Annotated in this window: 25 protein-coding genes, 2 pseudogenes and 1 CRISPR repeat array (1 of these 28 only partly in view); of the genes and pseudogenes, 13 read left to right on the top strand and 14 right to left on the bottom strand. The window is 68.3% G+C overall.

Going from position 1 to position 25,876, the window contains the following annotated elements:
- Positions 1-11: 11 nt before the first annotated feature.
- From ACT4N7_RS23955 to ACT4N7_RS23925, 7 genes are all read right to left on the bottom strand, one after another.
- A complete protein-coding gene (locus ACT4N7_RS23955; protein ID WP_444831083.1) occupies positions 12-1,037 on the bottom strand; it encodes an NAD(P)-dependent alcohol dehydrogenase in 1,026 nt (341 codons plus the stop codon).
- Entirely contained in the window at positions 1,037-1,792 is a 756-nt protein-coding gene (locus tag ACT4N7_RS23950; RefSeq protein WP_444831082.1) for a metal-sulfur cluster assembly factor, read from the bottom strand. Before ACT4N7_RS23950 ends, ACT4N7_RS23955 begins: the two co-directional genes overlap by 1 nt.
- Positions 1,789-2,832 carry an amidohydrolase family protein gene (locus ACT4N7_RS23945; RefSeq protein ID WP_444831081.1) on the bottom strand — a complete coding sequence of 348 codons (1,044 nt, stop codon included), beginning with the start codon at positions 2,830-2,832 and terminating at the stop codon, positions 1,789-1,791. The genes ACT4N7_RS23950 and ACT4N7_RS23945 overlap by 4 nt, the downstream gene beginning before the upstream one ends.
- A 40-nt stretch (positions 2,833-2,872) precedes the next feature.
- Positions 2,873-3,235, bottom strand: coding sequence for a propane 2-monooxygenase effector subunit MimD (gene mimD / locus ACT4N7_RS23940; RefSeq protein WP_444831156.1), 363 nt, complete (start codon positions 3,233-3,235; stop codon positions 2,873-2,875).
- 8 nt (positions 3,236-3,243) lie between these two features.
- Positions 3,244-4,413, bottom strand: a complete 1,170-nt coding sequence (locus tag ACT4N7_RS23935; RefSeq protein ID WP_444831080.1) for a toluene hydroxylase — start codon at positions 4,411-4,413, stop codon at positions 3,244-3,246.
- Between the two features lie 44 nt (positions 4,414-4,457).
- Positions 4,458-5,504 (bottom strand): NADH:ubiquinone reductase (Na(+)-transporting) subunit F, encoded by a 1,047-nt coding sequence (locus ACT4N7_RS23930; protein ID WP_444831079.1) that lies wholly within the window; start codon positions 5,502-5,504, stop codon positions 4,458-4,460.
- A 66-nt stretch (positions 5,505-5,570) separates the two neighbouring features.
- A complete protein-coding gene (locus ACT4N7_RS23925; protein WP_444831078.1) occupies positions 5,571-7,220 on the bottom strand; it encodes a methane monooxygenase in 1,650 nt (549 codons plus the stop codon).
- 243 nt (positions 7,221-7,463) lie between these two features.
- Here ACT4N7_RS23925 and ACT4N7_RS23920 point away from each other — a divergent pair, with 243 nt between their 5' ends.
- Positions 7,464-9,317 (top strand): sigma-54-dependent Fis family transcriptional regulator, encoded by a 1,854-nt coding sequence (locus tag ACT4N7_RS23920; protein ID WP_444831077.1) that lies wholly within the window; start codon positions 7,464-7,466, stop codon positions 9,315-9,317.
- On the opposite strand, the gene ACT4N7_RS23915 is transcribed toward ACT4N7_RS23920, so the two are convergent.
- Positions 9,318-9,563, bottom strand: coding sequence for a hypothetical protein (locus ACT4N7_RS23915; RefSeq protein ID WP_444831076.1), 246 nt, complete (start codon positions 9,561-9,563; stop codon positions 9,318-9,320).
- Positions 9,564-9,789: 226 nt separating this feature from the next.
- Between ACT4N7_RS23915 and ACT4N7_RS23910 the strand changes: the two genes are divergently transcribed.
- The 3 genes from ACT4N7_RS23910 to ACT4N7_RS23900 are packed head-to-tail and all read left to right on the top strand — an operon-like array spanning position 9,790 to position 12,613.
- Entirely contained in the window at positions 9,790-10,428 is a 639-nt protein-coding gene (locus ACT4N7_RS23910) for a metal-dependent transcriptional regulator (RefSeq protein ID WP_444831075.1), read from the top strand.
- Positions 10,425-11,450: a multicopper oxidase domain-containing protein gene (locus ACT4N7_RS23905; RefSeq protein ID WP_444831074.1), complete on the top strand. Its 1,026-nt coding sequence runs from the start codon at positions 10,425-10,427 to the stop codon at positions 11,448-11,450. Before ACT4N7_RS23910 ends, ACT4N7_RS23905 begins: the two co-directional genes overlap by 4 nt.
- Positions 11,447-12,613 carry a ZIP family metal transporter gene (locus ACT4N7_RS23900; RefSeq protein WP_444831073.1) on the top strand — a complete coding sequence of 389 codons (1,167 nt, stop codon included), beginning with the start codon at positions 11,447-11,449 and terminating at the stop codon, positions 12,611-12,613. The genes ACT4N7_RS23905 and ACT4N7_RS23900 overlap by 4 nt, the downstream gene beginning before the upstream one ends.
- A gap of 242 nt (positions 12,614-12,855) precedes the next feature.
- Here the strand turns inward: ACT4N7_RS23900 and ACT4N7_RS23895 are convergent, their stop codons facing one another.
- From ACT4N7_RS23895 to ACT4N7_RS23880, 4 genes and pseudogenes are all read right to left on the bottom strand, one after another.
- Positions 12,856-13,146, bottom strand: a complete 291-nt coding sequence (locus tag ACT4N7_RS23895) for a hypothetical protein (protein WP_444831072.1) — start codon at positions 13,144-13,146, stop codon at positions 12,856-12,858.
- 523 nt (positions 13,147-13,669) lie between these two features.
- Positions 13,670-13,951, bottom strand: a pseudogene (locus tag ACT4N7_RS23890) (conjugal transfer protein TraC); the annotation flags it as partial.
- A 3-nt stretch (positions 13,952-13,954) separates the two neighbouring features.
- On the bottom strand, positions 13,955-14,257 hold the full coding sequence (locus tag ACT4N7_RS23885) for an ArsR/SmtB family transcription factor (RefSeq protein WP_444831071.1): 303 nt from the start codon (positions 14,255-14,257) through the stop codon (positions 13,955-13,957).
- 54 nt (positions 14,258-14,311) lie between these two features.
- Complete coding sequence (locus tag ACT4N7_RS23880) at positions 14,312-14,668, bottom strand: VOC family protein (protein WP_444831070.1); 357 nt, start codon at positions 14,666-14,668, stop codon at positions 14,312-14,314.
- Between the two features lie 313 nt (positions 14,669-14,981).
- On the opposite strand from ACT4N7_RS23880, the gene ACT4N7_RS23875 reads away from it, so the two are divergent.
- From ACT4N7_RS23875 to ACT4N7_RS23865, 3 genes are all read left to right on the top strand, one after another.
- On the top strand, positions 14,982-15,638 hold the full coding sequence (locus tag ACT4N7_RS23875) for a response regulator transcription factor (protein WP_444831069.1): 657 nt from the start codon (positions 14,982-14,984) through the stop codon (positions 15,636-15,638).
- Positions 15,638-16,966, top strand: coding sequence for a sensor histidine kinase (locus tag ACT4N7_RS23870; RefSeq protein WP_444831155.1), 1,329 nt, complete (start codon positions 15,638-15,640; stop codon positions 16,964-16,966). The genes ACT4N7_RS23875 and ACT4N7_RS23870 overlap by 1 nt, the downstream gene beginning before the upstream one ends.
- Positions 16,967-17,049: 83 nt before the next feature.
- Positions 17,050-17,367, top strand: coding sequence for a PepSY domain-containing protein (locus tag ACT4N7_RS23865; RefSeq protein WP_444831068.1), 318 nt, complete (start codon positions 17,050-17,052; stop codon positions 17,365-17,367).
- Between the two features lie 388 nt (positions 17,368-17,755).
- Here ACT4N7_RS23865 and ACT4N7_RS23860 read toward each other — a convergent pair whose 3' ends face one another.
- A complete protein-coding gene (locus ACT4N7_RS23860; protein ID WP_444831067.1) occupies positions 17,756-18,190 on the bottom strand; it encodes a DUF6069 family protein in 435 nt (144 codons plus the stop codon).
- 114 nt (positions 18,191-18,304) lie between these two features.
- Between ACT4N7_RS23860 and ACT4N7_RS23855 the strand changes: the two genes are divergently transcribed.
- The 5 genes and pseudogenes from ACT4N7_RS23855 to ACT4N7_RS23835 all read left to right on the top strand — a co-directional run bounded on the left by ACT4N7_RS23855 (position 18,305) and on the right by ACT4N7_RS23835 (position 21,308).
- On the top strand, positions 18,305-18,754 hold the full coding sequence (locus ACT4N7_RS23855) for a MarR family winged helix-turn-helix transcriptional regulator (RefSeq protein WP_444831066.1): 450 nt from the start codon (positions 18,305-18,307) through the stop codon (positions 18,752-18,754).
- A gap of 143 nt (positions 18,755-18,897) precedes the next feature.
- Positions 18,898-19,029 carry a hypothetical protein gene (locus ACT4N7_RS23850; protein WP_444831065.1) on the top strand — a complete coding sequence of 44 codons (132 nt, stop codon included), beginning with the start codon at positions 18,898-18,900 and terminating at the stop codon, positions 19,027-19,029.
- Between the two features lie 303 nt (positions 19,030-19,332).
- Complete coding sequence (locus ACT4N7_RS23845; RefSeq protein ID WP_444831064.1) at positions 19,333-20,313, top strand: serine hydrolase domain-containing protein; 981 nt, start codon at positions 19,333-19,335, stop codon at positions 20,311-20,313.
- A 304-nt stretch (positions 20,314-20,617) separates the two neighbouring features.
- A pseudogene (locus ACT4N7_RS23840) lies at positions 20,618-20,719 on the top strand (IS5/IS1182 family transposase); the annotation flags it as partial.
- A 145-nt stretch (positions 20,720-20,864) separates the two neighbouring features.
- Entirely contained in the window at positions 20,865-21,308 is a 444-nt protein-coding gene (locus ACT4N7_RS23835; RefSeq protein WP_444831063.1) for a hypothetical protein, read from the top strand.
- Between the two features lie 230 nt (positions 21,309-21,538).
- Here ACT4N7_RS23835 and asnB read toward each other — a convergent pair whose 3' ends face one another.
- Positions 21,539-23,362, bottom strand: coding sequence for an asparagine synthase (glutamine-hydrolyzing) (asnB, locus tag ACT4N7_RS23830; RefSeq protein WP_444831062.1), 1,824 nt, complete (start codon positions 23,360-23,362; stop codon positions 21,539-21,541).
- 185 nt (positions 23,363-23,547) lie between these two features.
- On the opposite strand from asnB, the gene ACT4N7_RS23825 reads away from it, so the two are divergent.
- Positions 23,548-24,852, top strand: a complete 1,305-nt coding sequence (locus ACT4N7_RS23825) for a beta-ketoacyl [acyl carrier protein] synthase domain-containing protein (RefSeq protein WP_444831061.1) — start codon at positions 23,548-23,550, stop codon at positions 24,850-24,852.
- A 252-nt stretch (positions 24,853-25,104) separates the two neighbouring features.
- Positions 25,105-25,876: a CRISPR direct-repeat array (repeat unit 37 nt; unit sequence GTTTCTATACGCCCTTCGGCGTGAGGTGCTTCGCCAC); it runs 633 nt beyond the window's last position.

Below are 25,876 nucleotides of genomic sequence, written 5' to 3'. Positions count from 1 at the left end.
GTGGAAGGGAATCAGGGGACGAGGATGGCGCGGCCGCGAACCCGGCCGGCGTCGAGGTCGGCGAGCGCGTCGAGCGCGCCGTCAAGCGGGTAGGTCCTGGTGTGCAGGGTGACCTTGCCCGCCTGCGCGAGCACCATCAGCTCGGCCAGGTCGTTGTACGTGCCGACCAGGTTGCCGATGATGTTGCGCTCGGTGGAGATGATGTCGATCGTCGGGATGTCGAGGTTGCTGCCGTAGCCGATCACCGCGTAGCTGCCGTTGCGCCGGGTCATCGCGAACCCCTCCTGCTGCGCGCCCTGCTCGGCCACGAAGTCGAGCACCACCTCGGCGCCCACGCCGCCGGTCATTTCCAGCACCGCGTCGACATGGCTGCCGTCGGCGACCACGGTGTGGTGGGCACCGAGCTGCTCGGCGAGCTTGAGCGCGTCCGGGTTGCGGTCCACCACGACGATCGTGGTGGCGGTGAGCGCGTCGAGGCACTGGATGCCGATGTGGCCGAGGCCGCCCGCGCCGATCACCACGCATACCGTACCGGGGTACAGCAGCGGTACGGCCTTGCGGACCGCGTGGTAGGCGGTGATCCCCGCGTCCGCCAACGCCGCCACGTCCTCCGGGCGGGTCGTCGATTCGAGCTTCACGCACGCGCGGGCCGACGTGCGCAGGAACTCGGCCATGCCGCCGTCGCTGTCGATGCCGGGGAACGCGTTGTCGGTGCAGTGCATGTCCTGCCCCGCACGGCAGGCCTGACACAGGCCGCAGGTCGGGGTGGGGTGCAAGATCACCGTGTCGCCGACCGCGACGTTGGTCACCGCGGCGCCGATCTCGGCCACCCAGCCCGCGTTCTCGTGCCCGATCGTGTACGGCAGCACGACGCCGCTCTTGTCCGCCCACTGCTCTTCGATGATGTGCAGATCGGTGCGGCACACGCCCGCGCCACCGATCTTGACGATCACGTCCAGCGGCCCGGAGATGGTCGGCTCCGGCACCTGCTCGATCACGGGTTGGGTGTGGTAGCTGTGCAGACGGACCGCTCTCATCATGTCTCCTGTGATCGCACGACTTCCGGGCCCACCACCGGGTACCGCTCCCGCAGCAGCCCCCGGCAGACCCCGGCATTGGCTTCCACACTCACTCTGGTGACCCGGGCGCGCCGCAGGTGCAGCGGCAGCCCTTCGACGCCGACGGCCGCACCGGTCACCGGGTCGATCAGCACCGCGGCGTCCGGCCCGGCTGGCAGGCCCAGTTCGGTCCTGCGCGCCAACAACCGCTCCAGATCCGGCGACGGTGGGACGTCGCCGACGGTCATCTCGGCCAACTCGGCCACGGTGCGTCCCGCCGCCAGCAGCGGGCGGCACACCCGGTCGGTGCCCGCCAGCACGGCCTTGCGCACGAAGTCCGCGCGCAGCCCGTCCAACTCGCTCTGCGCCTCGCCCTGGAAGGACTCCACGAATCCCGACCGGGCCGCCACGCCACTGTTGATCGTGTCCGAGGCGAAGTGGTCCAGCAACTCGATCTCCACGTGCCGCACCCCCGGCACGGCGACAAGCACGTCGTGCGCGTCGGCGACCATCAGGAAGGCGAAGTTCGGCGCGCAGAAGTAAGTCGGCAGTCGCAATTGGACAGACACCTCGCCTGCGTCGGACACCTCGCAGGCGCCGACGAACCCGAGCTCGGTGACCGACTCGTCCAGCTCTGGATCCCGAACATGGCCGAGCGCCGACCAGACCGCGACCTCAAGGGCCGCGGTCCGGTCGGCGTCGACGAGATCGCCATGCGGGGTCGAGACCGTCATACGGTGACAGTCTCGGTGAGCGTGGCGCTGTCCTCCGGGTCGGCGGCCAGGCCGAGGCCCTCGGGCACCTCCAGGTCGTAGAGCCGGGCCGCGTTCAGGCCGAGGATCTTCTTCTTGGCCGTGAGGGACAGTTGCCCGTAGTCGGAGAACTCCTCACCGGTCGGCATGTTCCAGTCGACGAAGCCCTCGACCTGCCAGCGCGGCTCCCAGATCGCGTAGTCCGCACCGAAGATCAGCTTGTCCTCGCCGAGCCAGAACATCAGCTCGCCCATGACCTTGGCGAAGAACCGCGGCCGGGCGTGCATGAGGCCGCCGACCACGACCGCCAGACCCGCGTAGACGTTGGGCTCCTGGGTGGCCATGAAGCAGAAGTCCTCGATGCGGGGCAGCCCGACGTGCTCGACGATGAAGTTCAGCTCGGGGAAGTTCGTCGCCGCGAAGTCCACATCGGACACATCGAAGGCATCCTTGTCCAAGGGCCAGATCGTCGGGCCCTTGTGCACGTGGATGTTGCGCACGCCCAGTTCCTGGCACTTCTCCAGGTACCGCGCGGCCTCGGGGGTCTTGAGGTTCCAGCCCCGGGACTCGCCACGCCACTCGGCGGTGTAGAGCTTGGCTCCCTTGCAGCCGTAGCGCTCCACCGCCTCTTCCAGCTCACGCAACCCGTCGTCGCCCGCCCGCGGGTCCCAGCTCGTGTTGACCACGAACCGGCCCGGGTGCTTCGCCGCCAGGGCGGCGTTCTTCTCGGTGGTGTTGAACCCCTCGGTGTACCACTGCTTGAGGTTCGTCGGCTGGAAGATCGCGACGTCGACGTGACCGTCCTCGAACAGGTCCTTCATCATCCGTTCTTCGGAGTACTTCTGGAAGTCCTCGATCGACCAGTGCGTCTCCGGCGGGCCGAGGCCCTGGTAGGCGTGGAAACACTCGATCCAGCCCTTGGCGTACTGCTCCTGACCGGGAACCCAGTTGGCCGGGCTGGCATCCCAGAAGTGGGTGTGCCCGTCGACCACGAAGTACTTCTCGCCGTCCTTCTCGTACATATGCGTTTCCTCACGCCAGTTCGGATTGCGGGTGGGACTACTAGCGGGAGACGGCCGCAGGCAGGTCGAACCCGATGTACTCCGCCGCGTCCTCGGGGTTGGCGAACATGATCGTCCGGTCGTCCTCGTGCACCATGCGGCCGTAGTGCGTCGACATGGACTCCTCGAACTCCGCGGCGTCGAAGAATCCCGGTTCCTCGCCCAGTGCCTCGGAGATCTCGTCGTAGTCGAAGTCCATCCGGTTGATCGCGTCGACCCGGATCATCGATGGCAGCGGGGTGACGGTGACGCCTTCCTTGCCCCGCATGACCTCGGCGACCTGGGCGCCGATCTGGTTGTTCATCAGCGTCACGCCGCACATGTTGGACGAGGTCGCATTGGCTTTGAACGGGCTATCGGCCATCTTGGAGGTCACTGTGCCAACTCCTTCGGAACGTCGAGACTCAGCGAGGTCAGCAGTTCACTGAACCGGTTCTTCACCCGGTCCAGCCCGTCCTCGAACCGCTGGGGCTTCACATCGGGCTGAGACCACAGCGGCTGCAGCGTGCGCGCGGCGTCCAGGCACTGCGGGACCCAGTTCGCCAGCCACCCGCCGATCACGGACTTGTTGTGGCCCGCGAATTCCTTGTCGTTGGTCAGCAGCTCGAACATCGCCTTGGTGTAGCGCAGGTCGCGCTGGGCGAAGTCGTACTCGGACGCGCCGACAACGGTCGGGGTGACGAAGTCGCCATTGCCGGGCGCGGCCTGCTGCACCAGGTGGCTACGGAACAGCTCGCCGACCAGCGGCTCGAACACCACGTTGGTCGCGAAGATCGCCTCGCACCAGTCGTCGATGCCCGTCAGGCCCTCGGTAACCCGGCGCACGCCCTGCCAGCACTTGTCGTTGTTCCACGCCTCCAGGTGCGCGGTGCCGTCGAACCCGGGAACCTCTTCGGTGAGAGTCAGGTTGTAGAGCGCGAGATCCTGTGCGGACCGGATCCTGTGCATGCTGTTCACGGCGATGGCGTTGTTGTGCATGTTGGTCGGTGCCCGCCGGTTGGCGTTGGCGAACACATAGAGCCCGAGTCCGTGCTCCGGGTGCATCCAGGCACCGACGTGGCTCTCCACGAACCGGATCCAGTTGGCGCTCCACTGCTCGAACGCCTTGGACTGCTTGGCCGCCTCGATGTTCTGGGTGAGCTGCCGAATGATGTTGGCGTTGTACCGGTAGAGGGTGAGTTCCCACTCCTCGTTGGGGTCGCGGAACTCGTGCCAGCCGAGCGCGGGCCACTCATGGCCGGTGCCGCCCGAGGCGATGCCGCGCTCGGGCAGCGGCCGGTCGGTGCCCCACGCCTTGAGCGCGGTCCACTCCAGCGGGTACCCGCCGGTGCCGTCGGCGAAGCCGTAGAGCCAGCCCTGGCTCAGGTAGTGCCGCGGGTCGGGCTGGACCTCGATGGTCACGTCCTCGTAGTGCGACTGCTTGCGCTTGGTTGGTGTGTAGTAGTTGTACCGGCGGGCGGTGGAGTCGGGAAACTCCTTGGCACCGGCCTCCGCGTCGGTGAACACCGGCTTGGGAACGCTGCGTTCCTGTGTGGTCGTCATCGATCCGTACCTCGCCAATCCGTGCTCGACACGACTCGTTCGGCTCAGCCGTCCGAATCGCCGGTTGTGGTGAACTTGTCGTAGTAGATGCGCGTCTCCGCCACGCCTGCCCCGGTCAACATGGCCATGGCCGCCTCCACCATGGGTGGCGGGCCGCAGACGTAGGCGTCACATCCGGTGAGGTCGGCCTTGACGCGTTTCACCACGTCGGTGATCAGCCCGACTTCGCCGTCCCACTCGCATTCCGCCGTCGGTTCGGACAGCGCGGGGATGTACCGGAACCCCGGTATCGACGCCTCCAGTTCCTTCAGTTCCGCCTCGAAACACAGGTCCCGGCGCCGGCGCGCGCCGTAGAAGAACGTGGCGTTGCGGGTGATCCCGCGCTCGCTGATGGTGCGCAGCAGCGACAGGATGGGCGCGAGTCCCGCCCCGCCGCCGACGAAGACCAGGTCGGCGTCGTGGCCCTCCCGCAGGGTGAACACGCCGAACGGCCCGGTGACGTCGAGCCGGTCCCCCACCTTCAACTCCGCGGCGAGGAACTGGGAGAACAGCCCGTCGGGGTACACCTTGATGACGAATTCGAGCTTGCCGTCGTCCTTGCAGGAGGTGTTCGCCATGGAGAACGACCTGGTGGCCTCGGTCCCGGGCACCGCGAAATCGAGGTACTGGCCGGGAAAGAACTTGATCTCCCTGGGTTCCAGCAGCTTGATCACCAAGTGCCGCATGTCGTGGGTCACCGAGTCGTTGGCCACCACCTCGGCCACCGCCTGCTGGATCGGCAGCCCGGACCGGATCATCTCCTCGTCGTAGTTGAGGAGCTCGATCACGACGTCCTCGTAGACATGCGCCCGACACAGCAGGGTGTAGCCCTCGTCCTTCTCGTAGTCGGGCAGCGCGAACGTGGAGTAGCGGTCGTGTTCGACGTCTTCGCCTTCGAGCAGGAAGGACTTGCAGGCGGCGCACTGGCCTTCCTTGCAGCCGTGCATGAGCATGATTCCCTGCTCGGCCGCCGCACGCAGAACCGTCTGGTCCTCGGCGACCTCGATCTCGATGCCGACCGGCTCGAACCGAACGAGATGTTTGTCGGTCATGACGTCCTCACGGCAGCGGGCGTGCGGGTGGGAAGGGCGAAGTGCCGCCCTTCCCACCCTGGGCGGTCAGGCGGCGGGTGCCGGCCTGCCACCCGGGCCACCACGCCGGTAGTGCGCCATGGTCGCTTCCCGGTCGGCCGGGGACATCTCGTTGAGCAGCACGTTCGGGCTCGGGAACGGCGGGCACTTGCGCAGGTGGTCCAGCGTCCACATCTTCTTCGGGTCGAGGTTCAGATGTGGTTGCGGGATCAGGGTCTTCTCGTCGTCGCGGACGATTCCCATGTCCTTCGCGATGTCGGCCACGTTCCAGTTGTGGTAGATCGTCTCCCACTCCCGGTGCCCGATGAGCTTGCCCATGTTCGGCGTCTGCCGTCCGTTGTAGACCGGGCGGAACGCGATCTTGTCCGTCCAGTGGCAGGTCTCCGAGCAGTACGTGCGCGCCTGGTCGTCCACGACATCCATGACGATGTCACCGCGGATGAGGCAGGGCACCATGCAGGTCCAGCAGCGGTGCGGGTACTGGTAGTTGACGTCCTCGAACGCGATCGGCAGGTGCCCGTTCGGGGTCGACAGGCGGTTGTAGTTCTCCCACCACTCGCCGTACTTCGAGTACCAGCCCGGGTACTTGTGCTCGAACCACTCGAAGTCCTTGTCGGTCATCGGGTCGATCCGCCAGTAGTTCACCAGCCAGCCGGTGGCGAAGAACTGGGCCACCTCGTGGATGTAGCCCTTGTTCCAGATCCGGTTCCAGGACTCCTCGACCAGGTCGTGCGGAATCTCCAGGCCGTACTTCTCCAGCGGGACGAGGTAGCTGCGGTAGTAGTCGTCGTAGATCCAGCGGCGCCACATCTCCGCGTAGCTCTCGCGGTCCTTGCGGCGGTCCTTGGTGCCGTACTCGATGAAGGTGCCGATGGCCGCGTCGACGACCGCGTGGTTGTTCCAGTACGCGTAGCGCAGGTCGCGCGCGAGCAGCTCGTGGTTGCCCTCGTCGGACAGCGCCATGAGCAGCGTCGCGTAGCCGTTGCTGATGTGGCGGGACTCGTCGGACTGCACCGAGTGGAACACCGTGGGCAGCAGGTAGTCGCCGTTGGCGGCGGCTTCGGCGGGCATCGCCACGAACAGGGTGTTGGTGAACGCGGTCTCGGCCACGATCGTCAGGTAGATGCTGGCCGCGGTGATGGCGTCACCGGTGATGAACCCCTCGGCGAACTGCCTGCCGATGGTTCCGCAGTAGTCGTTGTGGAAGTGCCGCAGGCTCTTGTTGAAGCCCGCCGGGTCGATGTAGTTGTTCATGTACAGGCGCTTGAGGTTCTGCTGGATCGTCGAGTGCCTGACCTCGTCGATCATCTGGATCGCCTGGCCGTTGTGCAGCTCGGGGTTCGGGACGGTCCTGAACAGCAGCGGCATCGCCCGTGCCGCCGAGATCTCGGGCAGCGGAATGATGCTGAGGAACAGCTTCTGCCATTCCATCCACCGCTCCTGAACCTGACGGAACATGTTTCCGCGAATGGCTCCGTCGGACGCTCCGTAGACCCGGTGGTCCTTCTCCTCCTGCATCGGGAAGTAGGACCGCAGCACCTGCTTGAGCGGGTCCTTCTTCTGGGCCTTGCGGAATGTGTAGTCAGTGCCGTAGTGCTTCACCGGCTCGTGGTACTGCGGCTCCCAAGCAAGTTCCTGGATCTTCTGGTGAGCCTTTGCCACACTCTGCCGACTCATAGCTACTCCTCACCGTCGCTCTCCATTGGCGCAGACGCCCTGCCTGCGGCCGTGACCGGTCCTAGAGGCGCGAGTTGATAAAGCGATCACACATGGCTGACACCGCATGTGCGGTCTCAACCTGAGACGGCGCCCCCTCCGCGCGGTCAGTACCGTCGACCATGCTGGTGAGTTAGACTCACCAGTCGAAGTGCTGCGGCCACCAGGACCAAAGGGGTTCCACGGAGGCAGGTGTGGATCGGCGTGCAACCATCACGACGTGACACGAATACGGAGACCACGGACAGCCGCAATCGGCGGCTGCGCGGCGGCAATCTGGCGTTCGCGCGCGAACTGTTCCTGACTGCCGAACCCGTTCAGGACGGCGTGGTCCGCGACAGCATCATGGCGTCCTGGGTCCGCTCCAGGGACTGGCGAGTCGACGCCTGCAACCTGGAACTGCCCTACCAGCAAGGGATCGACCACGACTCGCTGCTCACCCACACCGCCGAGCAGATCCTCGACGACATCAACGACCAGTTCGCCGACGAGCCCGCGTGCGTCATCCTCACCGACCCCCAGGGCGTGGTGCTCGACCGCCGCACCGGCGACGACCCCCTGCGCCAGAAGCTGGACCGGGTGTCGCTGGCCCCTGGGTTCAGCTACGCCGAGCAGTTCGCGGGCACCAACGGCATCGGCACCGCGCTGCACGGCAACGGCCCGACGATGGTGATCGGGCACGAACACTACGTCGAGCACCTCGAAGACCTGGCCTGCGCGGGCGCGCCCATCCGCCACCCGACCACGGCCGAACTGGTCGGGCTGATCGACATCACCTGTTGGCGCACCGACGCCAACCCCACCATGGCCGCGGCGGCCGCCAGCATCGCGGGCCGGATCGAGGCTGCCATGCTGGCCCAGGTAGGCAGGCGCGAACTGGGGCTGTTCAACGACTATCTGGCGGCGTGCCGACGCAACCACGGCCCGGTCCTCGCGGTCGGCGACGACCTGGTGATCATGAACGACAGCGCCCGCGAGCTGATCGAGCCGAACGACCTGGAGACCCTGCTCGGGCTGGCCACCCAGGCGCTGGCCACTGGCCGCACCAGGATCTTCACCACCACCCTGCCCAGCGGCGCCACCGCGCGCGTGCACTGCAAGCCGAGCTGGATGCGGTCGCCGAGCATGGGCGGGATAGTCCAGGTGCAGCCCACCGCGCCGGAGGAGACCGACCGGCCCGCGCACCGCGTCGAGCCGGTCGGCCGGTACGCCCTGCCCGGGGTGGCGGGGTCGAACTCGCTGTGGCTGCGCTGCCGCCAGGAGGTCGAGACCTACAACCGCGCGGGCGAGTGGCTGGACCTGGAGGGCGAGGTCGGCGTCGGCAAGCTGACCCTGGCCAGGGCCACCCACCTGATCCACGCCCCGCAGGGGCACCTGCGGGTGCTCGACGCCGACGACTGCGCCGACCCCGACCTGTGGCTCTCCGAGGTGCACGGCGAACTGGCAGGCGGCACTGGCACGCTGATCCTGCGCCACGTCGATCACCTGGCCGAGGACGTGCTGGTCCGGCTCGGCGACCTGCTGGCGACGGCGCGGGCCGGCGTCGCGCTGCCCAAGCCGTGGGTGGTCGTCACCCGCGGCGCCCGGTCCGAACTCACCGGCGGCCTCGGCAGCGTGGTCGACTGCCTGCCGCGCTCGGTCGCCGTGCCGCCGCTGCGCCACCACATGGACGACCTGCCCGAACTGGTGGCGCTGCAACTCAAGCGGCTCACCCGCGGCGCCGACCTGAGCTGTTCGCCGGAGGCCATGCGGGCGCTGATGCGCAACCGGTGGCCCGGCAACGTGGCGCAGTTGGTCGGCACGCTGCGCAAGGTCGTGGCGCACCGGCGGACCGGCGTGATCGAGTTCGCCGACCTGCCCGCGGAGTGCCTCGCGATCAGCGGCCGGGTGCTCAGCCAGGTCGAGGCGATCGAGCGGGACGCCATCGTGGAAAGCCTGATCAGCACCAACGGCGACCGCGCGGCCGCCGCCCGGGATCTCGGAATGTCGCGGGCCACCATCTATCGCAAGATTCGCAACTACGGCATCACGGTGCCGACCAGATCGCGCCGCGGCTGACTATTCCTCGCCGAGCATTACCGCCCGAATCTCGGTCAACTGCTGCTTGATCGCGAGCGATACCTGTCGATTGCCCTCGACCATCGGCTCGATGCCGAATGCCTTCAGCAATGCGGCCGCCGGTTCACCCGGGTCGTCGGTGCCGCCGAGCACCGGGTGCAATCCTTCGTCGGCCAAGTGGTGAAACACCAGATTCACCACACTCCACGGGTTGTAGGTCTCCGCTGCGGGCTCGGGCTCGTTCACGTGACGACTCCATCCGAGTGGACCCGATCATGAGGTGCGACCCGCCAGGGTGCCACGGCGAGGATACGCCCGCCGTCTCAAAATGACGCATGCCGAAATCGGTGCCGTCGCAGATTGAGACGGCACTACAACGGGGCATTAGTCCGCACTAACGTCGTGGTTCATGTGCGCTCACCCCGCTCGTCGAACCGGGACCTCGTGTTGCCGGATCAGCCATACCGAGGCGGTGGAGGACGCGCTGAAAGCGATCTTCTCACTGTCCACTCGGAACGAACCGACGACGACGTCCGCGTTGGCGGGCTATCTGGGAATCGCCCCGCCGACGGCCACCGCGATGTGTAAACGGTTGTCCGCCAACGGTTTGGCCGAGCGGACCGAGGACCACCAGGTGACCCTGACCGACCACGGGCTGCGGCACGCCCTGGACGTGGTGCGCCGCCACCGGCTGCTGGAGCAGTTCCTCGCCGAGGTGCTCGCCGTGCCGTGGGACGAGGTGCACGACGAGGCCGAGGTGCTCGAACACGCCGTCAGCGACGCCCTGGTCCAGCGGATCGACGCCTACCTCGGCCATCCGACGCACGATCCGCACGGCGACCCGATCCCGCCGCGCGGCCGGGGCCACGTCGAGACCTGGACCTCCGTGCTGGCCGACACCGAGCCCGGCGCCACCTTCCTGGTCGAGCGGATCAGCGACCGTGACAGCGCGGCGCTGCGCTATCTCGGCACCCTCGGAATCCGGCCCGGGGTGCTGCTCGACGTAGTCGAGCGCGCCCCGTTCGGCGGGCCGCTCTGGGTGCGGATCGACCAGCACGCGCACGGCCTCGGACCGACACTCACCAGACTGGTGCACGGGAGCGTCGCATGACCTCGCGGCGGGCGTTCCTGGCCGGGACGGCGGCGCTCCCGTTCGGCGGGGCGGCGCTGGCCGCGTCGGCTGGTCAGCACCAGAACCACGGCAGCGGTCACAGCGGCGGCCACGGCGGCCACGGCGGCGGGGTGAACGGCGCCACCTTCCGCCAGGGCACGCAGGTCGACCACCGGGCGAACGGGTTCGACCCGACCGAGGTGTTGCGCGAGTTCGACTACGGCACCACCTCCCGGCTCCCGGACGGGCGCGTGCTGCGCGAGTGGGAGATATTCGCCGTCGACCACGAGATCGAGGTCGCCCCCGGACTCCGGTTCCCCGCCTGGACGTTCAACGGCCGGGTGCCCGGCCCGACGCTGCGCTGCACCGCGGGCGACCGGCTGCGCGTGCGGTTCACCAACGGCTCCGAACACCCGCACACCATGCATTTCCACGGCATCCACCCGGCCGAGATGGACGGGATTCCCGGCGTCGGCGCGGGTGTGATCGCGCCGGGCGACAGCACGGTCTACGAGTTCGACGCGGAACCGTTCGGGCTGCACCTCTATCACTGTCACGTCGGTCCGCTGGCCGAGCACATCGCCCGCGGCCTGTACGGCACGTTCGTCGTCGACCCGCCGGGCGGCAGGCCGCCCGGCGACGAACTGGTCATGGTGATGCACGGCTACAACACCACCTTCGACGGCGAGGGCAACCAGCTCTACGCGGTCAACGGCATCCCGTTCCACTACATGCACGAGCCGGTCCGGGTGCGCCGCGGCGAGCTGGTGCGCATCTACCTGGTCAACGTGCTGGAGTACGACCCGATCAACAGTTTCCACCTGCACGGCAACTTCTTCGACTACTACCCGACCGGCACCCGGCTGGAGCCCAGCGAGCTGACCGACACCGTGGCGCAGGTGCAGGGCCAGCGCGGGATCTGCGAGCTGCGGTTCCCGTATCCGGGCCGGTTCATGTTCCACGCGCACAAGACCGAGTTCGCCGATCTCGGCTGGATGGGCTTCTTCGAGGTGGTCGAATGAACCGCGCGCAGGCCCCCACGTGGGCGTCGGGCTTGGCGGCGCTGATGATCGTGGCGGGCGCGCTGGCCCTGCTCGCGTCGATCGGCGGCCGGACCCTGCCCGACCGCACCGGGCCGCCGGTGGAGGAACTGAGCGTCGAACGGACCGTGCTGACCCCCGGCACCATCGAACTGTCGATGCGCAACGGCAGGCCGGACCCGGTCGCGGTGGCCCAGGTGTTCGTCAACGATTCCTTTGTGGACTTCACCGGCGGCGACCGCCCGATCAGCCGACTGGACAGTGACACCCTGCGGCTGTCCTACCCATGGCAGACCGGCCAGCCCTACCACGTCACCCTGCTCACCTCGACCGGCGCGGTGATCGAGTACGAGATCGCCGCCGCCGCCCCGACCCCGTCCGCGGACGGCAAGCTGTTCGCGCTGATGGCGTTGCTGGGCAGCTATGTCGGGATCATCCCGGTGGTGCTCGGGCTGCTGTTCCTCCCGATGCTGCGTCGACTCAGCCGCGGCGCGGTGCAGGTCCTCATGGGACTCACCGTCGGCCTGCTCCTGTTCCTCGCCGTCGACGCGAGCCTGGAGGCGATCGAGCTGGCCGACCAGACCGGCACCGCGTTCGGCGGCCGGATGCTGGTCGTCCTCTGCGGCGCGCTGGCGTTCCTCGGACTGTCCGTAGTGGACCGAACGGCACGGTCGCGGGCGCCTGCCGACTCGCCGGGCGGCTTCCGGCTCGCCCTGATGATCGCCCTCGGCATCGGCCTGCACAACCTCGGCGAGGGCCTGGCAATCGGGTCCGCGTACGCCATCGGGGAACTCGCCCTCGGCACCGGTCTGGTGGTCGGGTTCGCGGTCCACAACACCACCGAGGGCCTCGCGATCGCCGCGCCGCTGACCGAGCGACCGCCGACCTTGGTGCGCCTGGCGGGTTTGGGCCTGCTGGCAGGCGGCCCGACCGTGATCGGCGCGCTGCTCGGCGCCACCGTGAACAACCCAGCCGTGTCGGCGGCCCTGCTCGGTGCGGGCGTGGGCGCAATCGTGCAGGTGATGGTGCAGATCTGGCCGGTGCTGCGAGGTCAGGTGGGCCAGCGTCTCACCCCGCCGGTGCTCAGCGGCATCGGCGCGGGCATGGTGGCGATGTACCTGACCGGCCTCCTGGTCACCGCCTGAGGGCCTGCGCTGAAGATCCAGCCAGTTACGAGATGTCGCAACCACCGATCCCACTGCATCCACACCATTTGGATACCGACCCGTGCCAACAAATATCGCGTCTCTCGGTCCGAATGACGCGCGTCAGGGTTTGTCCGCGTTCTCGATGTCCCGGAACATTCCGTAGGGCTCAGGAATCCGGTAGGTAGGCCGCTGAACACTCAGCCAATACGGATCGAGCGCCAATCCGGCTTGTTGTTCCATCAAGACAAGCACGTCTGCCGTGCCGACGCGACAACGGCGACGGGTTCCTCACCCTCGGCAAGCACCCGGTCTTGCTGCCACCCAAGCTGGCGGCACTGATCGAGGAGCACATCGCCCAACCCCGGTATCTGCTGCCGGGCGGTAGGCCGGGCAAGCCGCGAAGCGCTCGGACGGTACAGAACCTCCTGCGGCAGCACGGACTGCCAACCCTCGCCGCCCGGAACACCGCGATGATCGAAGCGGTCAGCGAACTGCCGCCGATCGTGGTCGCCGACCTGTTCGGCTTCCATCCCGGAACAGCCCACTCCTGGCCAACTTCGCCCAAGCCAGCTGGACCGACTATCTCGCGGCCGACACGGCTGTCGAACCTGCCACCACCAACCTCAACGGCTGACCAACCGACCGAACACCCAGCAGATCCCGTCAGGAACGCGGGAATAGTGCACACCAGCAATACCTACCTCTCACCAGTCGGTTGTGCGGCAAGGATTTCCGCCGGTCGTCAGGTCAGGCGTGGCGGCGTGGGTCGGCGTTGCGCGGGCGGTGGGCCGGTGTCGGCGATCCCCGTGGGTCGTGGCGAGCCGGGCCGCTGCGGGGCGCGGTGTGCCGGGACAGCTCGCGCGCGTCCTCCGGGCTCGCGTTGAAGAAGATCTTGCTGCGGGCGTTGGTGGACATGCCCTCCCGCGGCTCGCGCGGGCCAGTCCCTTCCCAAAGCAGCCGAAACCGTTCGGAGAACGAGGGTGTGGCCGTCAGGCGGCGTCGAGGTCGATCTGGTCGTCGGAGTCGACCGAACCGAATTCGTCCGCCCCGGCACGCCAGGCTCTGGAAGGCGACTCTCTGGGTTCCGGCCGACAGCAGGCCCTGGCCCCGGTCGGCCGAGAGCAGGAATTGTCGTTCCCCCGCGGACAGGTCGAAGGTGTGGGTGTCGTCGATGGCTTGCGACGCCTGCCGCAGGAGCACCTGGGTGGCGGCGTCGGCGATGACGGCTTTGCCGAGTTCGCTGCCCAGGACGTCGGCGGTGTCCTGCGTCGCGACGGTGAGCCCGGCCCAGTGTTTCCGGGCCGCTTTGGCCATGCGAAACAGGAACTCGGCGCCGGTTCATCGCTCGTCCTCGTCCTCGCCGTCGCGACCACGGCGATGATCGATGACGCCGACCTCCACATTGTGCAGCCACAGGCCGAGCCCGCCGACGAGGCGGTCGCGGTTCACGCGGTACAGGCGTTCGCGTCCCGACTTGCGAACGATGATCAGCCCGGAGTCGACGAGGACAGCGAGATGGCGGGTCGTGGTGGGCCAACTCTGCTCGAACCTGGCCGCAAGATCGCCCGCCGTGACCTCCCCGCGCTGGTGCAGCACCAGGATGATGTCCCTCCGGGTCGGATGCGCGAGCGCGCCGAACACGACATCGAGCTCGCTCAGGTTCCGAACGATCCGGCTGCGAGCCATCTACGACTGTCAGGCCTTCGCCAGGTCCGGCGAGGCGTGCCGCGGCTCGTAGATGCCCAACTCGCCGCCGCCGGGGACACGCATCGCCGTCAGGAGCCCCCACCCGGCGTCCTCGACCGGTCGAACGAACTCGACCCCTTTGGCTTGCAGTTCCTTGACCGTTGCGTTGATGTCGTCACACATGAGGTACAGCTCGTGCGCGCCCGGCCCCTCCGTCGGGTGGACCCCGAGCTCGGCGGGCGGCAGCGCGAAGATCAGCCATCCGTCGCCGGTGTCGACCGAGTCGAACTCCAGCACGTCCCGGAAGAAAGCGCGCAGGGCCTGCGCGTCCTTGTTGTAGATGATCGCGTGCGTGCCAGTGATCATGACTCGGCCTCCTGTGTCGCAAGTGGAATACCTAGCAATGTTGCTAACTATATCCGAAGGGCACACCAGGTCAACCCGCGGACGGTCCGGGCGAAGGACGGCGTGGCCGCCCGCCAGGCGGCGATCGATGTCTCGCATGCGCTGCTCGACCCGCACCTGCGCCATCGTTTCAGGACGCGGTCGACGTCGACCGGCTCGCGGTGTGGGCGACGACGGCGCGATCGCGGGCGGCAAGGTCACGATCGAGGCGATCCGCGACCGCGTCCACCGGTAGTTCAGCGCGGTTTCAGGGTTGGTGGGCGAGGATCGAACCGTGCGGGTCTTGGTGGTCGAGGACGAGCGGCGGCTGGCCGACGGGTTGCGGACCGGGCTGGTTGCCGAGGGGTTCGCGGTGGACGTCGCGAACAACGGGCCCGACGGGCTGTGGCGGGCGCGGGAGCACCGCTACGACGCGATCGTGCTCGACATCATGCTGCCCGGCATGAACGGCTACAAGGTGTGCGAGAGCCTGCGCCGCGACGGGGTGTGGACCCCGATCCTGATGCTCACCGCCAAGGACGGCGAGTGGGACGAGGTCGAGGCGCTCGACACCGGCGCCGACGACTACCTGACCAAGCCGTTCTCCTACTCGGTGCTGCTCGCCCGGCTGCGCGCGCTGGTCCGCCGCGGCACCCCGCCCCGCCCGACCGTGCTGACCGCGGGCGAGCTGCGGCTCGACCCGGCCTCGCGGCGGGTGTCGCGCGGTGAGGTGGAGATCGCGCTCACCGCGCGCGAGTTCGCCCTGGCCCAGTTCCTGCTGCGCCGCCGCGGCGAGGTGGTGTCCAAACGGGAGATCCTGGAACAGGTGTGGGACTACGACTTCGAGGGCGACCCCAACATCGTCGAGGTCTACGTCGGGCACCTGCGCACCAAGCTCGGGCGCGGCGCCATCGAGACCATCCGCGGCGCGGGCTATCGGATGGGGAGGTGATGGTGGCAGGCGGCAGGCGTTCCACCGTGCGGGTCCGCGCCACGGCGGCGGCGGTGGTCGTGGTCGGGGTCGTGCTGCTCGGCGGCTCGATCGCCCTGCTCGCCGTACTCCGGGACTCGCTGGCCACCCAGGTCCGCGCGGACGCGCAGCTCCGCGCAGGCGAGCTGGCGGCTGACGTCGCGGCAGCCGGAATCATGCCGACCCTGGCCGACGGCGACGGCGAGCTGGTCCAGATCCGCCTCGACGGCGCCGTGGTCGCTGCGAACCAGGGCGGGGCGTTCCTGGCGGGCCTGACGCCGGGGCAGTCCGCGGAGGTCGGGGTGCCCGGTGACGACGAGCGGTTCCTGGCCGTCGCGGTCGCCGCCGAGACCGGGCGCGGGCGGTTCGTCGTGCAGGTCGCGCGCAGCCTCGACGACGTCGCCGACCCGACCCAGGCCGTCGTCCTCGCCCTGGTCGTCGGGCTGCCGGTCCTGCTCGCGGTGGTGGGCGCGACGACCTGGCTGGCGGTCGGGCGGGCACTGGCCCCGGTCGACGCGATCCGCCGCGAGGTCGAGGAGATATCCGCCGCCGAGCTGCACCGCCGGGTGCCCGACCCGCCCGGCCCGGACGAGATCGCCCGGCTGGCGGCCACCATGAACCGGATGCTCGACCGGCTGGAGCGGGCCGCGGCCAAGCAGCGCCGGTTCGTCTCCGACGCATCGCACGAGCTGCGCTCGCCAGTGGCCGCCATCCGCCAACACGCCGAGGTCGCGCTCGCCCACCCCGAGACGACCACCGTCGCGGAGCTGGCCGAGACCGTGCTCGCCGAGGACCTGCGCGTGCAATACCTGGTGGAGGACCTGCTTTTCCTGGCCCGCACCGACGAGGAGACCGCCGTGGCCGCGCCGCGCCCGGTCGACCTCGACGACCTCGTCTTCGCCGAGGCCCGCAGGCTGCGGGAGACGACCGGCCTGCGGATCAGCACCGCCGAGGTGTCGGCCGGGCGGGTCTCCGGCGACGCGGGCAGGCTGGCCAGGGTGCTGCGCAACCTCGGCGACAACGCCGCGCGCCACGCGGGCGGCCAGGTCTGCTTCGCCCTCGCCCGCCGCGACGGGGCCGTGGTGCTCCACATCGCCGACGACGGGCCCGGCATCCCCGAGGCCGACCGCGAGCGCGTGTTCGCGCGCTTCGTCCGGCTCGACGCCGCCAGAGCGCGCGACGGCGGCGGCAGCGGCCTCGGGCTGGCCATCGTGGCCGAGGTGATCCGGGCCCACGGCGGCACGGTCACCGCAGGCACCGGGAGCCTCTGCGGCGCCCGGATCGAGGTCGTGCTGCCCGCCGCCGACTGAATCCGGGTTCAGCCGCGTTCAGCGTCCGCTCAGCGTCGGTGCGCCATGGTCAGCTCGACCGATTCGCACGAGAGGGCACCACCATGAACCGCAGGACAACCTGGATCGCCGGTACCGCACTGGCCCTCATCCTGGCAGGCGCGGGCGCCGCCATCGCCGCCGCGAACGCAGGCGAGGGCCCCGACACCCCCATCACCGGCGACTCGCTGACCAAGGCCAGCGCCGCCGCGCTCGCGAACACCCCCGGCATCGTCACCGAGACCGAGGTCGGCGACGAGGAAGGCTTCTACGAGATCGAGGTGACCCGCGCCGACGGCAGTCGGGTCGACGTCCACCTCGGCGCAGACTTCGCCGTGCTCGGCACCGCCGCCGACGAAGGCACCGACGACCCCGGCAAGTAGACCGTTCCCAAGTGGACGGTGCGGTGTCGCGCAGCGAATGGCAAGTGCATCGACCGCGGACAGCTTGCCTGCTCCCCGATGGGTGTCTTGCCCCAGCTCAAGTTGACACGACTCCAGAGTCAGCATGTTTCGCTCATCCGCCGATGTGCGCGAGGTCGGCTCGACAGGTACAGGTCGTCATCTGGATCGTTCACAGGCGTTGCTCGGCCTCCTGCTCGCCGCGGTCGCCACCGGCATCGCATGGTCGCCTTCGCCTGGTGAAGCATCGTTCCGTCCATCTCCGATCGGTCTTGCCCGGCACCGGCTACGCCGTAGGCGATGGTCGTCGCCCGCCGAACGGTGATTCAGCGCGATCTGCCGACGGCCTCCCTCGGACCCGGGCTCAACCTCACGCCGCCCCGTGGCGGGTGAGCAAGCCGGCAGGCATCCCGGAGATGAGGACGGCGCCGACGGCCAGGTGCATCAGCACAAGGGTGGTGGTGGTCGAGGCGGTACCGCCTGCGGTGAAGGGCCCGCCCACCGACAGCACCAGGACGATCAGCGCGGTGCTGGTCCAGACGGTGCGGGCTCTGGTGACGAACCTCTCCAGGACAGCGAGCAGGGACCACGCCAGCAGGCCGGCGAGCAGGCTGGCCGCGATGACGAGCCCGACGCCCACGGTCTGTGGGTTGCCGCCCGAGCGAACGAGCAGGTCGATGCCCAGCAGCGGGCCGGCGATGGCCCAGACCGCCACCGCGGCCACAACGGCGGCAATGACGGTGACGACACGGGCCTGGCGGCGACGAGTCCGCGTGAGGTGTCCGTGGGGCGCGGTGGTGGACATGGCATGGCTCCTTATGGGTTCTTCGGGACTGCTAACCTGGTTGTTATCAGCATAACGTTATGCGCCAAACGTTATGCTGATAACGGGTTGGCGTCAAGGTTGGAAGGAGGCCCGATGGACTACGCTGAGGCGGACGCGATCAACTCCGGGATCCGCTCCCTCGCCCTGCGCCACCGCGCCCGAGCGGGGGAGCTGCTGGCAGACCTCGGGCTGTACCCGGGCCAGGAGTTCTTGGTGATGGATCTTGCCGAGAACGGGCCCCGCATCCAGTCCCAGCTCGCGACGGCGATCCACTGCGAGCCGCCCAGCATCACCCTCATGGTCGGCAAGCTGGAGCGCGCGGGCTACGTCCGACGCCGACCCTGTCCCCAGGACCGGCGGGCCATCGTCGTCGATCTCACCGACAACGGGCGCACACTCGCGACGACCCTGCGTCAACTGTGGATCGTCCTCGCCGAGGAGACCGTCGCTGACCTCCCCGAAGCCTCGGTTGAACGGATCGCCGCCCAGCTCGCCCAGCTCGCCGACAACCTCCGCCGCGGTCTTGCAGCACGTCGACGATGACCTCGCGGCGGTCGGGGACTCGGCCCTGCGCTTCGAACACCTCGGCGTACCCGCACCCGATCGGCGCCGGCTGCGCGCCGAGGGCGGCCCCCCGCGATCCTCTGGTCCATGGCGCCGCAAGCCATGTCCGGCACGGTGCCCGCGTGCCGTTCCACCTGAGCAGCGGTGCCGCCACCCTGATCTGCACCGGGTTCGAGTCTGCCTCGGTGTCGGCGATGTTCCACATCCAGGTCGGTAGCTGGCCCGGGTTCAACCCGCCCGTGCTGCCGATGTAGCCGCCGTTGTTCGACGACAGCAGAATCGTCGTCCCGCACGCCAGGCCACCGACATTCTTGATCATGAAGACGAACTTCCGCTCGCCGCCGAGCAGCAGCGCCGCCGCCAGAAGTACCCTTCGCCAGCGCCGGGGAGCATCGGTACCGGCTGCCTATACATGGCCACGACAGATGCCCAAGTTTGGGCGACGTATCAAGGATGGCGTGCGCCGCAGTGACACCGGCCGGTGATCGCGTTGTGGGCGAAGCGCCGCCCCCTAAAACAGGTTCGGCATTGGCGCGGGCCTGGGTTAGCCTGCGGCAATGCCGCAGGGGGATATTGACAAGATCGCTAAGGAGACCGGCTTCTCCGGTGTGGTCTGGATCGACCGGGCAGGCCAGATCGAGTTCGCGAACGCCTACGGGCTCGCCAACCGCACCTACCGCGTGCCCAACTCCTTGGACACCCGATTCGGCATCGCCAGCGGCAGCAAAGGGTTCACCGCCTTGGCCGTGCTCTCGCTGGTGGGTGACGGCGTGCTGGAGCTGAGCAGCACCGCCCGATCCCTGCTCGGCAAGGATCTACCGCTGATCGCGGACGATGTGACCGTCGAACATCTACTCACGCACACCTCTGGCATCGGTGACTACCTGGACGAAGAGGCCGACACCGAGATCACCGACTACTTCATCGGCGCGGCGCACGAACTGACTACTACCGAGGCTTTCCTGCCCCTGCTGGACGGGTATCCCACCAAGTTCCGGGCCGGTGAGCGGTTCGGCTACTGCAATGGTGGCTTCGTGGTCCTCGCCCTGCTGGCGGAGCGGGCAGGCGGCGTCGGCTACCACGACCTCGTCCGGGAACGGGTGCTCCGCCCGGCAGGCATGACCAGTACCGACTTCCTCCGCTCCGACGAGCTACCCGCTGACGCGGCCGTGGGTTACCTGCCATTGGACGGGGCGGACCGTTCCAACATCTTCCACCTGCCGGTACTGGCCACCGGCGATGGCGGCATCCACACCACCGCCGCCGACATCTCCACCTTCTGGCGCGCGTTTTTCGCCGGCGACATAGTGGATTCCGTCGAAGAGGTAGTACGGCCACGTTGCGACGTACCCGAAGAATTCATGCGCTACGGTCTCGGCTTCTGGCTGCACGAGAGCACCGACACGGCGATCCTGATCGGGTACGACGCAGGCGCGTCGTTCAGGTCCACCCACGACCCACACACCGGCACCACCTGCACCGTGCTCTCCAACACCTCCCCCGGCGCCTGGCCCATCGCCCGCGCATTCACCCCTTGAGGACCGTCACGCCGTACTCGCGGCAGGCGGCAGCCGTGTGACGTCGTGGAGGTGACGGGGCCGGGCACGGTGAGCAGTACCCGGCCCACTCGGCCGCGGCGGTGGCGCGGCATCCGCCGCGGACACCGGCCTCGACGACGACTGTCGCGTCCATCGACGCGATCAGTCGGTTGCGAGCCGCGAATCGGTGCCTGGCCGGGGCGTGCCCGGCGGGTACTCGGTCACCACCGTCGGCTCGCGCGATCGAGCGCAGGTCGTGTCTCACGTGGATCACGTCGGCTTGTTCTGACATGATCACGCGTCGTTGGACTCGTTGTCGTTGCGGCTGGTGCCGGATGAGTTGTGGGCGCTGGTGGAGCCGTTGATCCCATCGTTCCGGCGGAGGGTCTGGTCGACTGGTCGCGCGCAGTCCTGGGACGGAGCCTCCGCCAGGGCCGAAAACGGGGCTCCCTGCCGGGGACGGACGGCTGTCCGTGGTGGTCCGGGGCGGTGACGACGAGCTGTGGGTCACCACACAGACGTCGGTGAACGGCTCGGCCTAGGGAAGCTACGTGTCGCAGGGCGGCAACGCGGCCAGCGACCCGTTCGTCACCCACTACGCCGACCAGCGCCTCGCCGTCGTCTACACCTCCACCACCGACCTCGTACGCCACATCGTCCAGGGCGGCAACTACGCCTTCGCCGGGGCGTCCACCACCCACACCGATCTGGGCGGTGCCGTCGTCGGCCCGTCGTCGGCCTGCCTGGGTGCCGACGGCAGGCTGCATGTGTTCGCCACAGCCAAGTCCGACAACCAGATCCTGACCGCCGACCAGACCACCATCAACACCACCGGATTCTCCACCCTCACCGGAATCGGCGGCGACCTCAGCGGCGATCCCGCCACGCCCGTCACCGCTGTCCCGGTGCCGCACTTGCTCACCATCGGCGTCATCGACGTCCTCTACCGCGCCACCGACAACCAGGTCCACTACGCCAGCCAGACCAACCTGTGACGACCTGATCAACAGTACGTGGTGCTGACCCTGCTGGCCCGGTCCTCACCGACCGGGCCAGCAGTGGGGGCTGGTCCCGAGTCGGCTTTCTGAACGTCGAACCCGGACGAGGACGCAGCCATCGCAGCAGATGCGCAAAACTGCTCAAGGCGTCACAGTGGCACCTGGCTGGCCGTCCTTGACGTCATCGCGGGCGGCACGTGCTTGTTCGGCGGGTGTTTCAGAGGGCGTCACCGTGGCGGGGCCGGTCGGATCGTCCGCAGCCACACGTCGAGGTTGAGGGCGAATTCAATGCCCGCACGGGTGGCTCGATTGGTCACCTTGCGATCCAGCCGATCACGAAGCCGTTGCGGGTCAAGGAATGTCCACACCGGTGCGGTCGGTGTCGTCACCAGGTCAGCCGCCTGTTCCCGGATCGCCCGGTTGTAAGCCGGATCCTGTGTGACGGGATACGGTGCCTTGGTTCGGGTCGCGACACTGGCCGGGAGCACGTCGGCGGCGGCCGCGCGCAGCAGGGATTTCTCCCGGCCGTCGAAGGTGTGCTGACCCCACGGGGTGTCGAAGGCGTACTCGACGAGCCGGTGGTCGCAGAACGGGACGCGCACTTCCAGACCGACGGCCATGCTCAGCCGGTCCTTGCGGTCAAGCAGGTCGGGCAGCCACCGGGTCAGGTGCAGGTGGAACACCTCGCGCATACGGCGCTGGATGCCCGTTTCCCCTGGCAGCACGGGGACTTCCGACACTGCCTGCCGGTAGTGGTTCTCCCGGTGCGCCGCGATGCCGAGACCGGTGGCGACCTCATCGCGCAGCAGGGCCTGGTACGTGCCGCTGCGGCCGGTCAGGTACCGCCACGGGTAGCCATCGGTGGTCAGCGTGTCAGCGTGGTGGAACCATGGGTAGCCGCCGAAGACCTCGTCGGCGCTTTCCCCGGAGATCGCCACGGTCACGTGCTCCCGGACCGCCTGGAACAGCAGGTAGAGCGACGTGTCCATGTCACCGGTCGCGGGCGCGTCCCGGGCGGCGACCACCGCTTGCCGGACAGCCGGATCGGTCAGGGCCGCGGAGTCGAGCAGGATGTCGTGGTGATGCAGGCCGCAGTGGGCGACCATGTCGCGCACGTAGGGTGCGTCGGGAGTCGCGCGGAGTGCGTCGGGGACGAACTGGTCGGCGTTCCCGGCGAAGTCCACCGAGAAGGTTCGCAGGTCGCCCAGGGTGGCGCGCTGTCCCAGCGCGGCCAGCACGCTGGAGTCCAGTCCGCCGGATAGCAGTGCGCCGAGCGGGACATCGGCCCGCACGTGGCGGTCGGCGATGTCACCAAGCAGGTCGCGAACATGGCCGATGGTGGCAGGCAGGTCGTCGGTGTGCGGACGCGCTTGCAGCGCCCAGTACCGACGTTCCCGGATGCCGCGGGCGTCCAACGCCAGCATGGTGCCAGGCCGGACCTCGTACACGCTCTGAAAGAGGCTGCCACCGGGTGTGCGGACCGAGGCGAGGAAGTCTCGCATCCCGTCTTCGTCGACAGCGGGGGTGATCAGTCTGCCTGCGAACAGCGCCTTGGGTTCCGAGGCGAACACGACCCCCTCGCCGTGGCGGGCGTAGAACAGGGGCTTGACGCCCAACCGGTCGCGGACGAGCAGGAGTTGGTGTCGCGGCGCGTCCCACACCGCGAACGCGTACATCCCGTTGAGGCGTTCGGCGACCCCTGTTCCCCACTGCTGACAGGCGTGCAGCACGACCTCGGTGTCGGTGTCGGTGCGGAATTTGTGGCCGAGCAGTTCCAGTTCGGTGCGGAGTTCGAGGTGGTTGAAGACCTCCCCGGTATAGGCGAGCACCACGAGCGGTTGGTCCCGGTCGTCGCTGATCACCATGGGCTGGTGGCCGCGGTCAGGGTCCATCACCGCGAGCCTGCGGTGGCCGAGCACGGCATTGGTGCCGGCCCACAGGCCCGCGCCGTCCGGTCCGCGCGCGGCGAGCGTATCGGTCATCGCCCGGACCGTCCGAGCGCCGTCATGAAGTGGGCGTGCCAGATCGGCCCAGCCCGCGATGCCGCACACTGCTGAATTCCTCCGAGAACGGGTGCCGATCACTGAAGATGAGCGGCCGGGGTGACTACCCTGACGACCCGTACGATCACACAGGGTGTCGCCCGTCCTCTGGTGCCGAGCCCGACACCAATGGGTGTGATCACTGTCACGACCGCCGCGATGGCTGGTCGCGGCACGACGCGAACGAGGACAAGATGAGTACGCACGAGCCGATCGCCATCATCGGCATGGGCTGCCGGTTTCCCGGCGCCGCCAACTATTCCCAGTTGTGGGACCTGCTCGGCAACCAAGGCGACGCGGTCGCACCGGCGGCTCCCGACGGTCGGTTCAGCGCGGCGGAGCTCCATGACCCGACCCCACGCCTGCGGGGGCGCCTGGTCAGCCTTGACGGCGGTTTTGTCAACTACACCACCGGTTTCGACGCTGAGCAGTTCGGGATCACCGAACGCGAAGCGGCCGTTCTCGATCCTCAACATCAGGCGGTGCTGACCACCACCCGCGATGCCCTGTGTGACGCGGGCCTGGACGCGGAAACGATCGCGGGGCGCGACATCGGGGTCTTCATGGGACAGAGCACGGGCGAACACTGGGACGCACTCCGCGCACAGGTGACCGTGGACATGTACGCCATCGCGGGCGCAGCCGCCCGCAGCATGGCGTCGGGACGCATCAGCCACGCCTGGGACCTGCGAGGTCCCTGCGCCACGGTGGACGCCGCGTGCTCGTCGGGCACGCTGGCGGTACACCTGGCCTGTCAGAGTCTGCGCACCGGCGAGTGCGACACCGCCGTGGCCGGCGGCGTGAGTCTCGTGCTGGGCACCGACCACACCGTCGGGTACTCCGCGGCGGGCATGCTGTCGGCCGCCGGCCGGTGTCGCTTCGCCGACGAGAACGCTGACGGCTTCATCCGCAGCGACGGCGCAGGTGTGGTCGTCCTCAAACGGCTGGACCAGGCGCTGGGCGACGGTGACACCGTCCACGCGGTGATCCTCGGCAGCGCCCAGGCCAGCAAGGGACGCACCGCGAAAACCATCATCGCGCCGTCGGTGGACGGCTACCTCCAGGTGATCACCCGGGCCTGCGTCAACGCCGACATCGCGCCGGAACGGATCGGCTACGTCGAGGCGCACGGCAACGCCGCCCCCGCCGGGGACACCATCGAACTGCAGGCGATCGGCACCGCCATCGGAACCCGCCGCGCGCAGGGGCAGCCGTGCCTGGTCGGCTCGGTCAAGACGAACATCGGCCACCCCGAGGCCGCTGGGGGCCTGGCAGGCCTGATCAAAGCCGCCCTCGTGGTGCGGCACCGGAGTGTGCCCGCCAGCCTGCACTGCCCACAGCCCACCTCCAGCGTCGACTGGACCGGACTGGGCATCGCTCCCGTGCGCGACCAACTCCCCTGGCCTTACCCCGGCGCGGCCATCGCCGGTGTCAGCACCTACGGGCTGTCCGGCATCTTCGTGCACATCGTGGTCGGCGAACCGCCCCTGGCCAGATGAGACGTGCTCGACCCCCGAACTGTTGGACCTCAAAGCCCGCGCCCTCAGATGCTTCCACTCACAACACCAACTCGACATGCTCTCGTCCAGCGCCTCGCCGAAGTGGAATTCCGCCGACACCTGCACCACCGAACAACAACCGGTTTCCCGGACGGAGCGACCTGCGCCGAACTGTTCGCCATCGCGGCGGGCGGTGTTCGCCAGTCACGAAACCCCGTAAGTGCCGGACGCGGGGGGACCGCCATGAGGCAAGTTTCTATACGCCCTTCGGCGTGAGGTGCTTCGCCACGGATGTTCTGCGCTTGATGGAGCAGACGGACCTCATTCTCAGGGTTTCTATACGCCCTTCGGCGTGAGGTGCTTCGCCACTGTCTGGTGAAGGCTACATTCCCGTCCAGGTAAAGGAGTTTCTATACGCCCTTCGGCGTGAGGTGCTTCGCCACCTGAACACCCGGATCGCGGAATGCGGCGGATCCTCCGCGTTTCTATACGCCCTTCGGCGTGAGGTGCTTCGCCACTATCGAGCATACGTGGCGGTGGGTGCTGGGAAGAGAAGTTTCTATACGCCCGTCGGCGTGAGGTGCTTCGCCACCGCCTCGTCGGTGTCGGCGGGCACGGCAAAGGTGGAGTTTCTATACGCCCTTCGGCGTGAGGTGCTTCGCCACACCATCGACCCCCGCCCGTTCGCCCTGCAGGATGAGCTGGTTTCTATACGCCCTTCGGCGTGAGGTGCTTCGCCACGGTCGTCGAGGGCGCAGGCGGACAGCTCCTCGTCACGTTTCTATACGCCCTTCGGCGTGAGGTGCTTCGCCACACAGCACGCCCGCCTCCCGCAACAAGCGGGCATGATCTGCCTACAAGTTTCTATACGCCCTTCGGCGTGAGGTGCTTCGCCACCTAGTGTTATCCGTGCGCTGCCATGCCTACTAGAAAGTTTCTATACGCCCTTCGGCGTGAGGTGCTTCGCCACCTCCGGGCGAAGAGAAGTGCCCCCCGGGCACCATCATCGACGGGGTTTCTATAC

It is taken from the genome of Actinokineospora sp. (assembly GCF_052390155.1).
Taxonomy (GTDB): domain Bacteria; phylum Actinomycetota; class Actinomycetes; order Mycobacteriales; family Pseudonocardiaceae; genus Actinokineospora.
This window is presented reverse-complemented; position numbering and strand designations above follow the sequence as displayed.

Excerpts from the sequence above, each read along its gene's own strand:
- ACT4N7_RS23925 (WP_444831078.1), bottom strand. The coding sequence starts at position 7,220 with ATGAGTCGGCAGAGTGTGGCAAAGGCTCACCAGAAGATCCAGGAACTT.
- ACT4N7_RS23845 (WP_444831064.1), top strand. The coding sequence starts at position 19,333 with ATGCCGCAGGGGGATATTGACAAGATCGCTAAGGAGACCGGCTTCTCC.
- ACT4N7_RS23950 (WP_444831082.1), bottom strand. The coding sequence starts at position 1,792 with ATGACGGTCTCGACCCCGCATGGCGATCTCGTCGACGCCGACCGGACC.
- ACT4N7_RS23935 (WP_444831080.1), bottom strand. The coding sequence starts at position 4,413 with ATGACGACCACACAGGAACGCAGCGTTCCCAAGCCGGTGTTCACCGAC.
- ACT4N7_RS23865 (WP_444831068.1), top strand. The coding sequence starts at position 17,050 with ATGAACCGCAGGACAACCTGGATCGCCGGTACCGCACTGGCCCTCATC.
- ACT4N7_RS23855 (WP_444831066.1), top strand. The coding sequence starts at position 18,305 with ATGGACTACGCTGAGGCGGACGCGATCAACTCCGGGATCCGCTCCCTC.
- ACT4N7_RS23945 (WP_444831081.1), bottom strand. The coding sequence starts at position 2,832 with ATGTACGAGAAGGACGGCGAGAAGTACTTCGTGGTCGACGGGCACACC.
- ACT4N7_RS23895 (WP_444831072.1), bottom strand. The coding sequence starts at position 13,146 with ATGGAAGCCGAACAGGTCGGCGACCACGATCGGCGGCAGTTCGCTGAC.
- ACT4N7_RS23905 (WP_444831074.1), top strand. The coding sequence starts at position 10,425 with ATGACCTCGCGGCGGGCGTTCCTGGCCGGGACGGCGGCGCTCCCGTTC.
- ACT4N7_RS23900 (WP_444831073.1), top strand. The coding sequence starts at position 11,447 with ATGAACCGCGCGCAGGCCCCCACGTGGGCGTCGGGCTTGGCGGCGCTG.
- ACT4N7_RS23870 (WP_444831155.1), top strand. The coding sequence starts at position 15,638 with ATGGTGGCAGGCGGCAGGCGTTCCACCGTGCGGGTCCGCGCCACGGCG.
- ACT4N7_RS23930 (WP_444831079.1), bottom strand. The coding sequence starts at position 5,504 with ATGACCGACAAACATCTCGTTCGGTTCGAGCCGGTCGGCATCGAGATC.
- ACT4N7_RS23880 (WP_444831070.1), bottom strand. The coding sequence starts at position 14,668 with ATGATCACTGGCACGCACGCGATCATCTACAACAAGGACGCGCAGGCC.
- mimD (WP_444831156.1), bottom strand. The coding sequence starts at position 3,235 with ATGGCCGATAGCCCGTTCAAAGCCAATGCGACCTCGTCCAACATGTGC.
- ACT4N7_RS23860 (WP_444831067.1), bottom strand. The coding sequence starts at position 18,190 with ATGTCCACCACCGCGCCCCACGGACACCTCACGCGGACTCGTCGCCGC.
- ACT4N7_RS23825 (WP_444831061.1), top strand. The coding sequence starts at position 23,548 with ATGAGTACGCACGAGCCGATCGCCATCATCGGCATGGGCTGCCGGTTT.
- ACT4N7_RS23955 (WP_444831083.1), bottom strand. The coding sequence starts at position 1,037 with ATGAGAGCGGTCCGTCTGCACAGCTACCACACCCAACCCGTGATCGAG.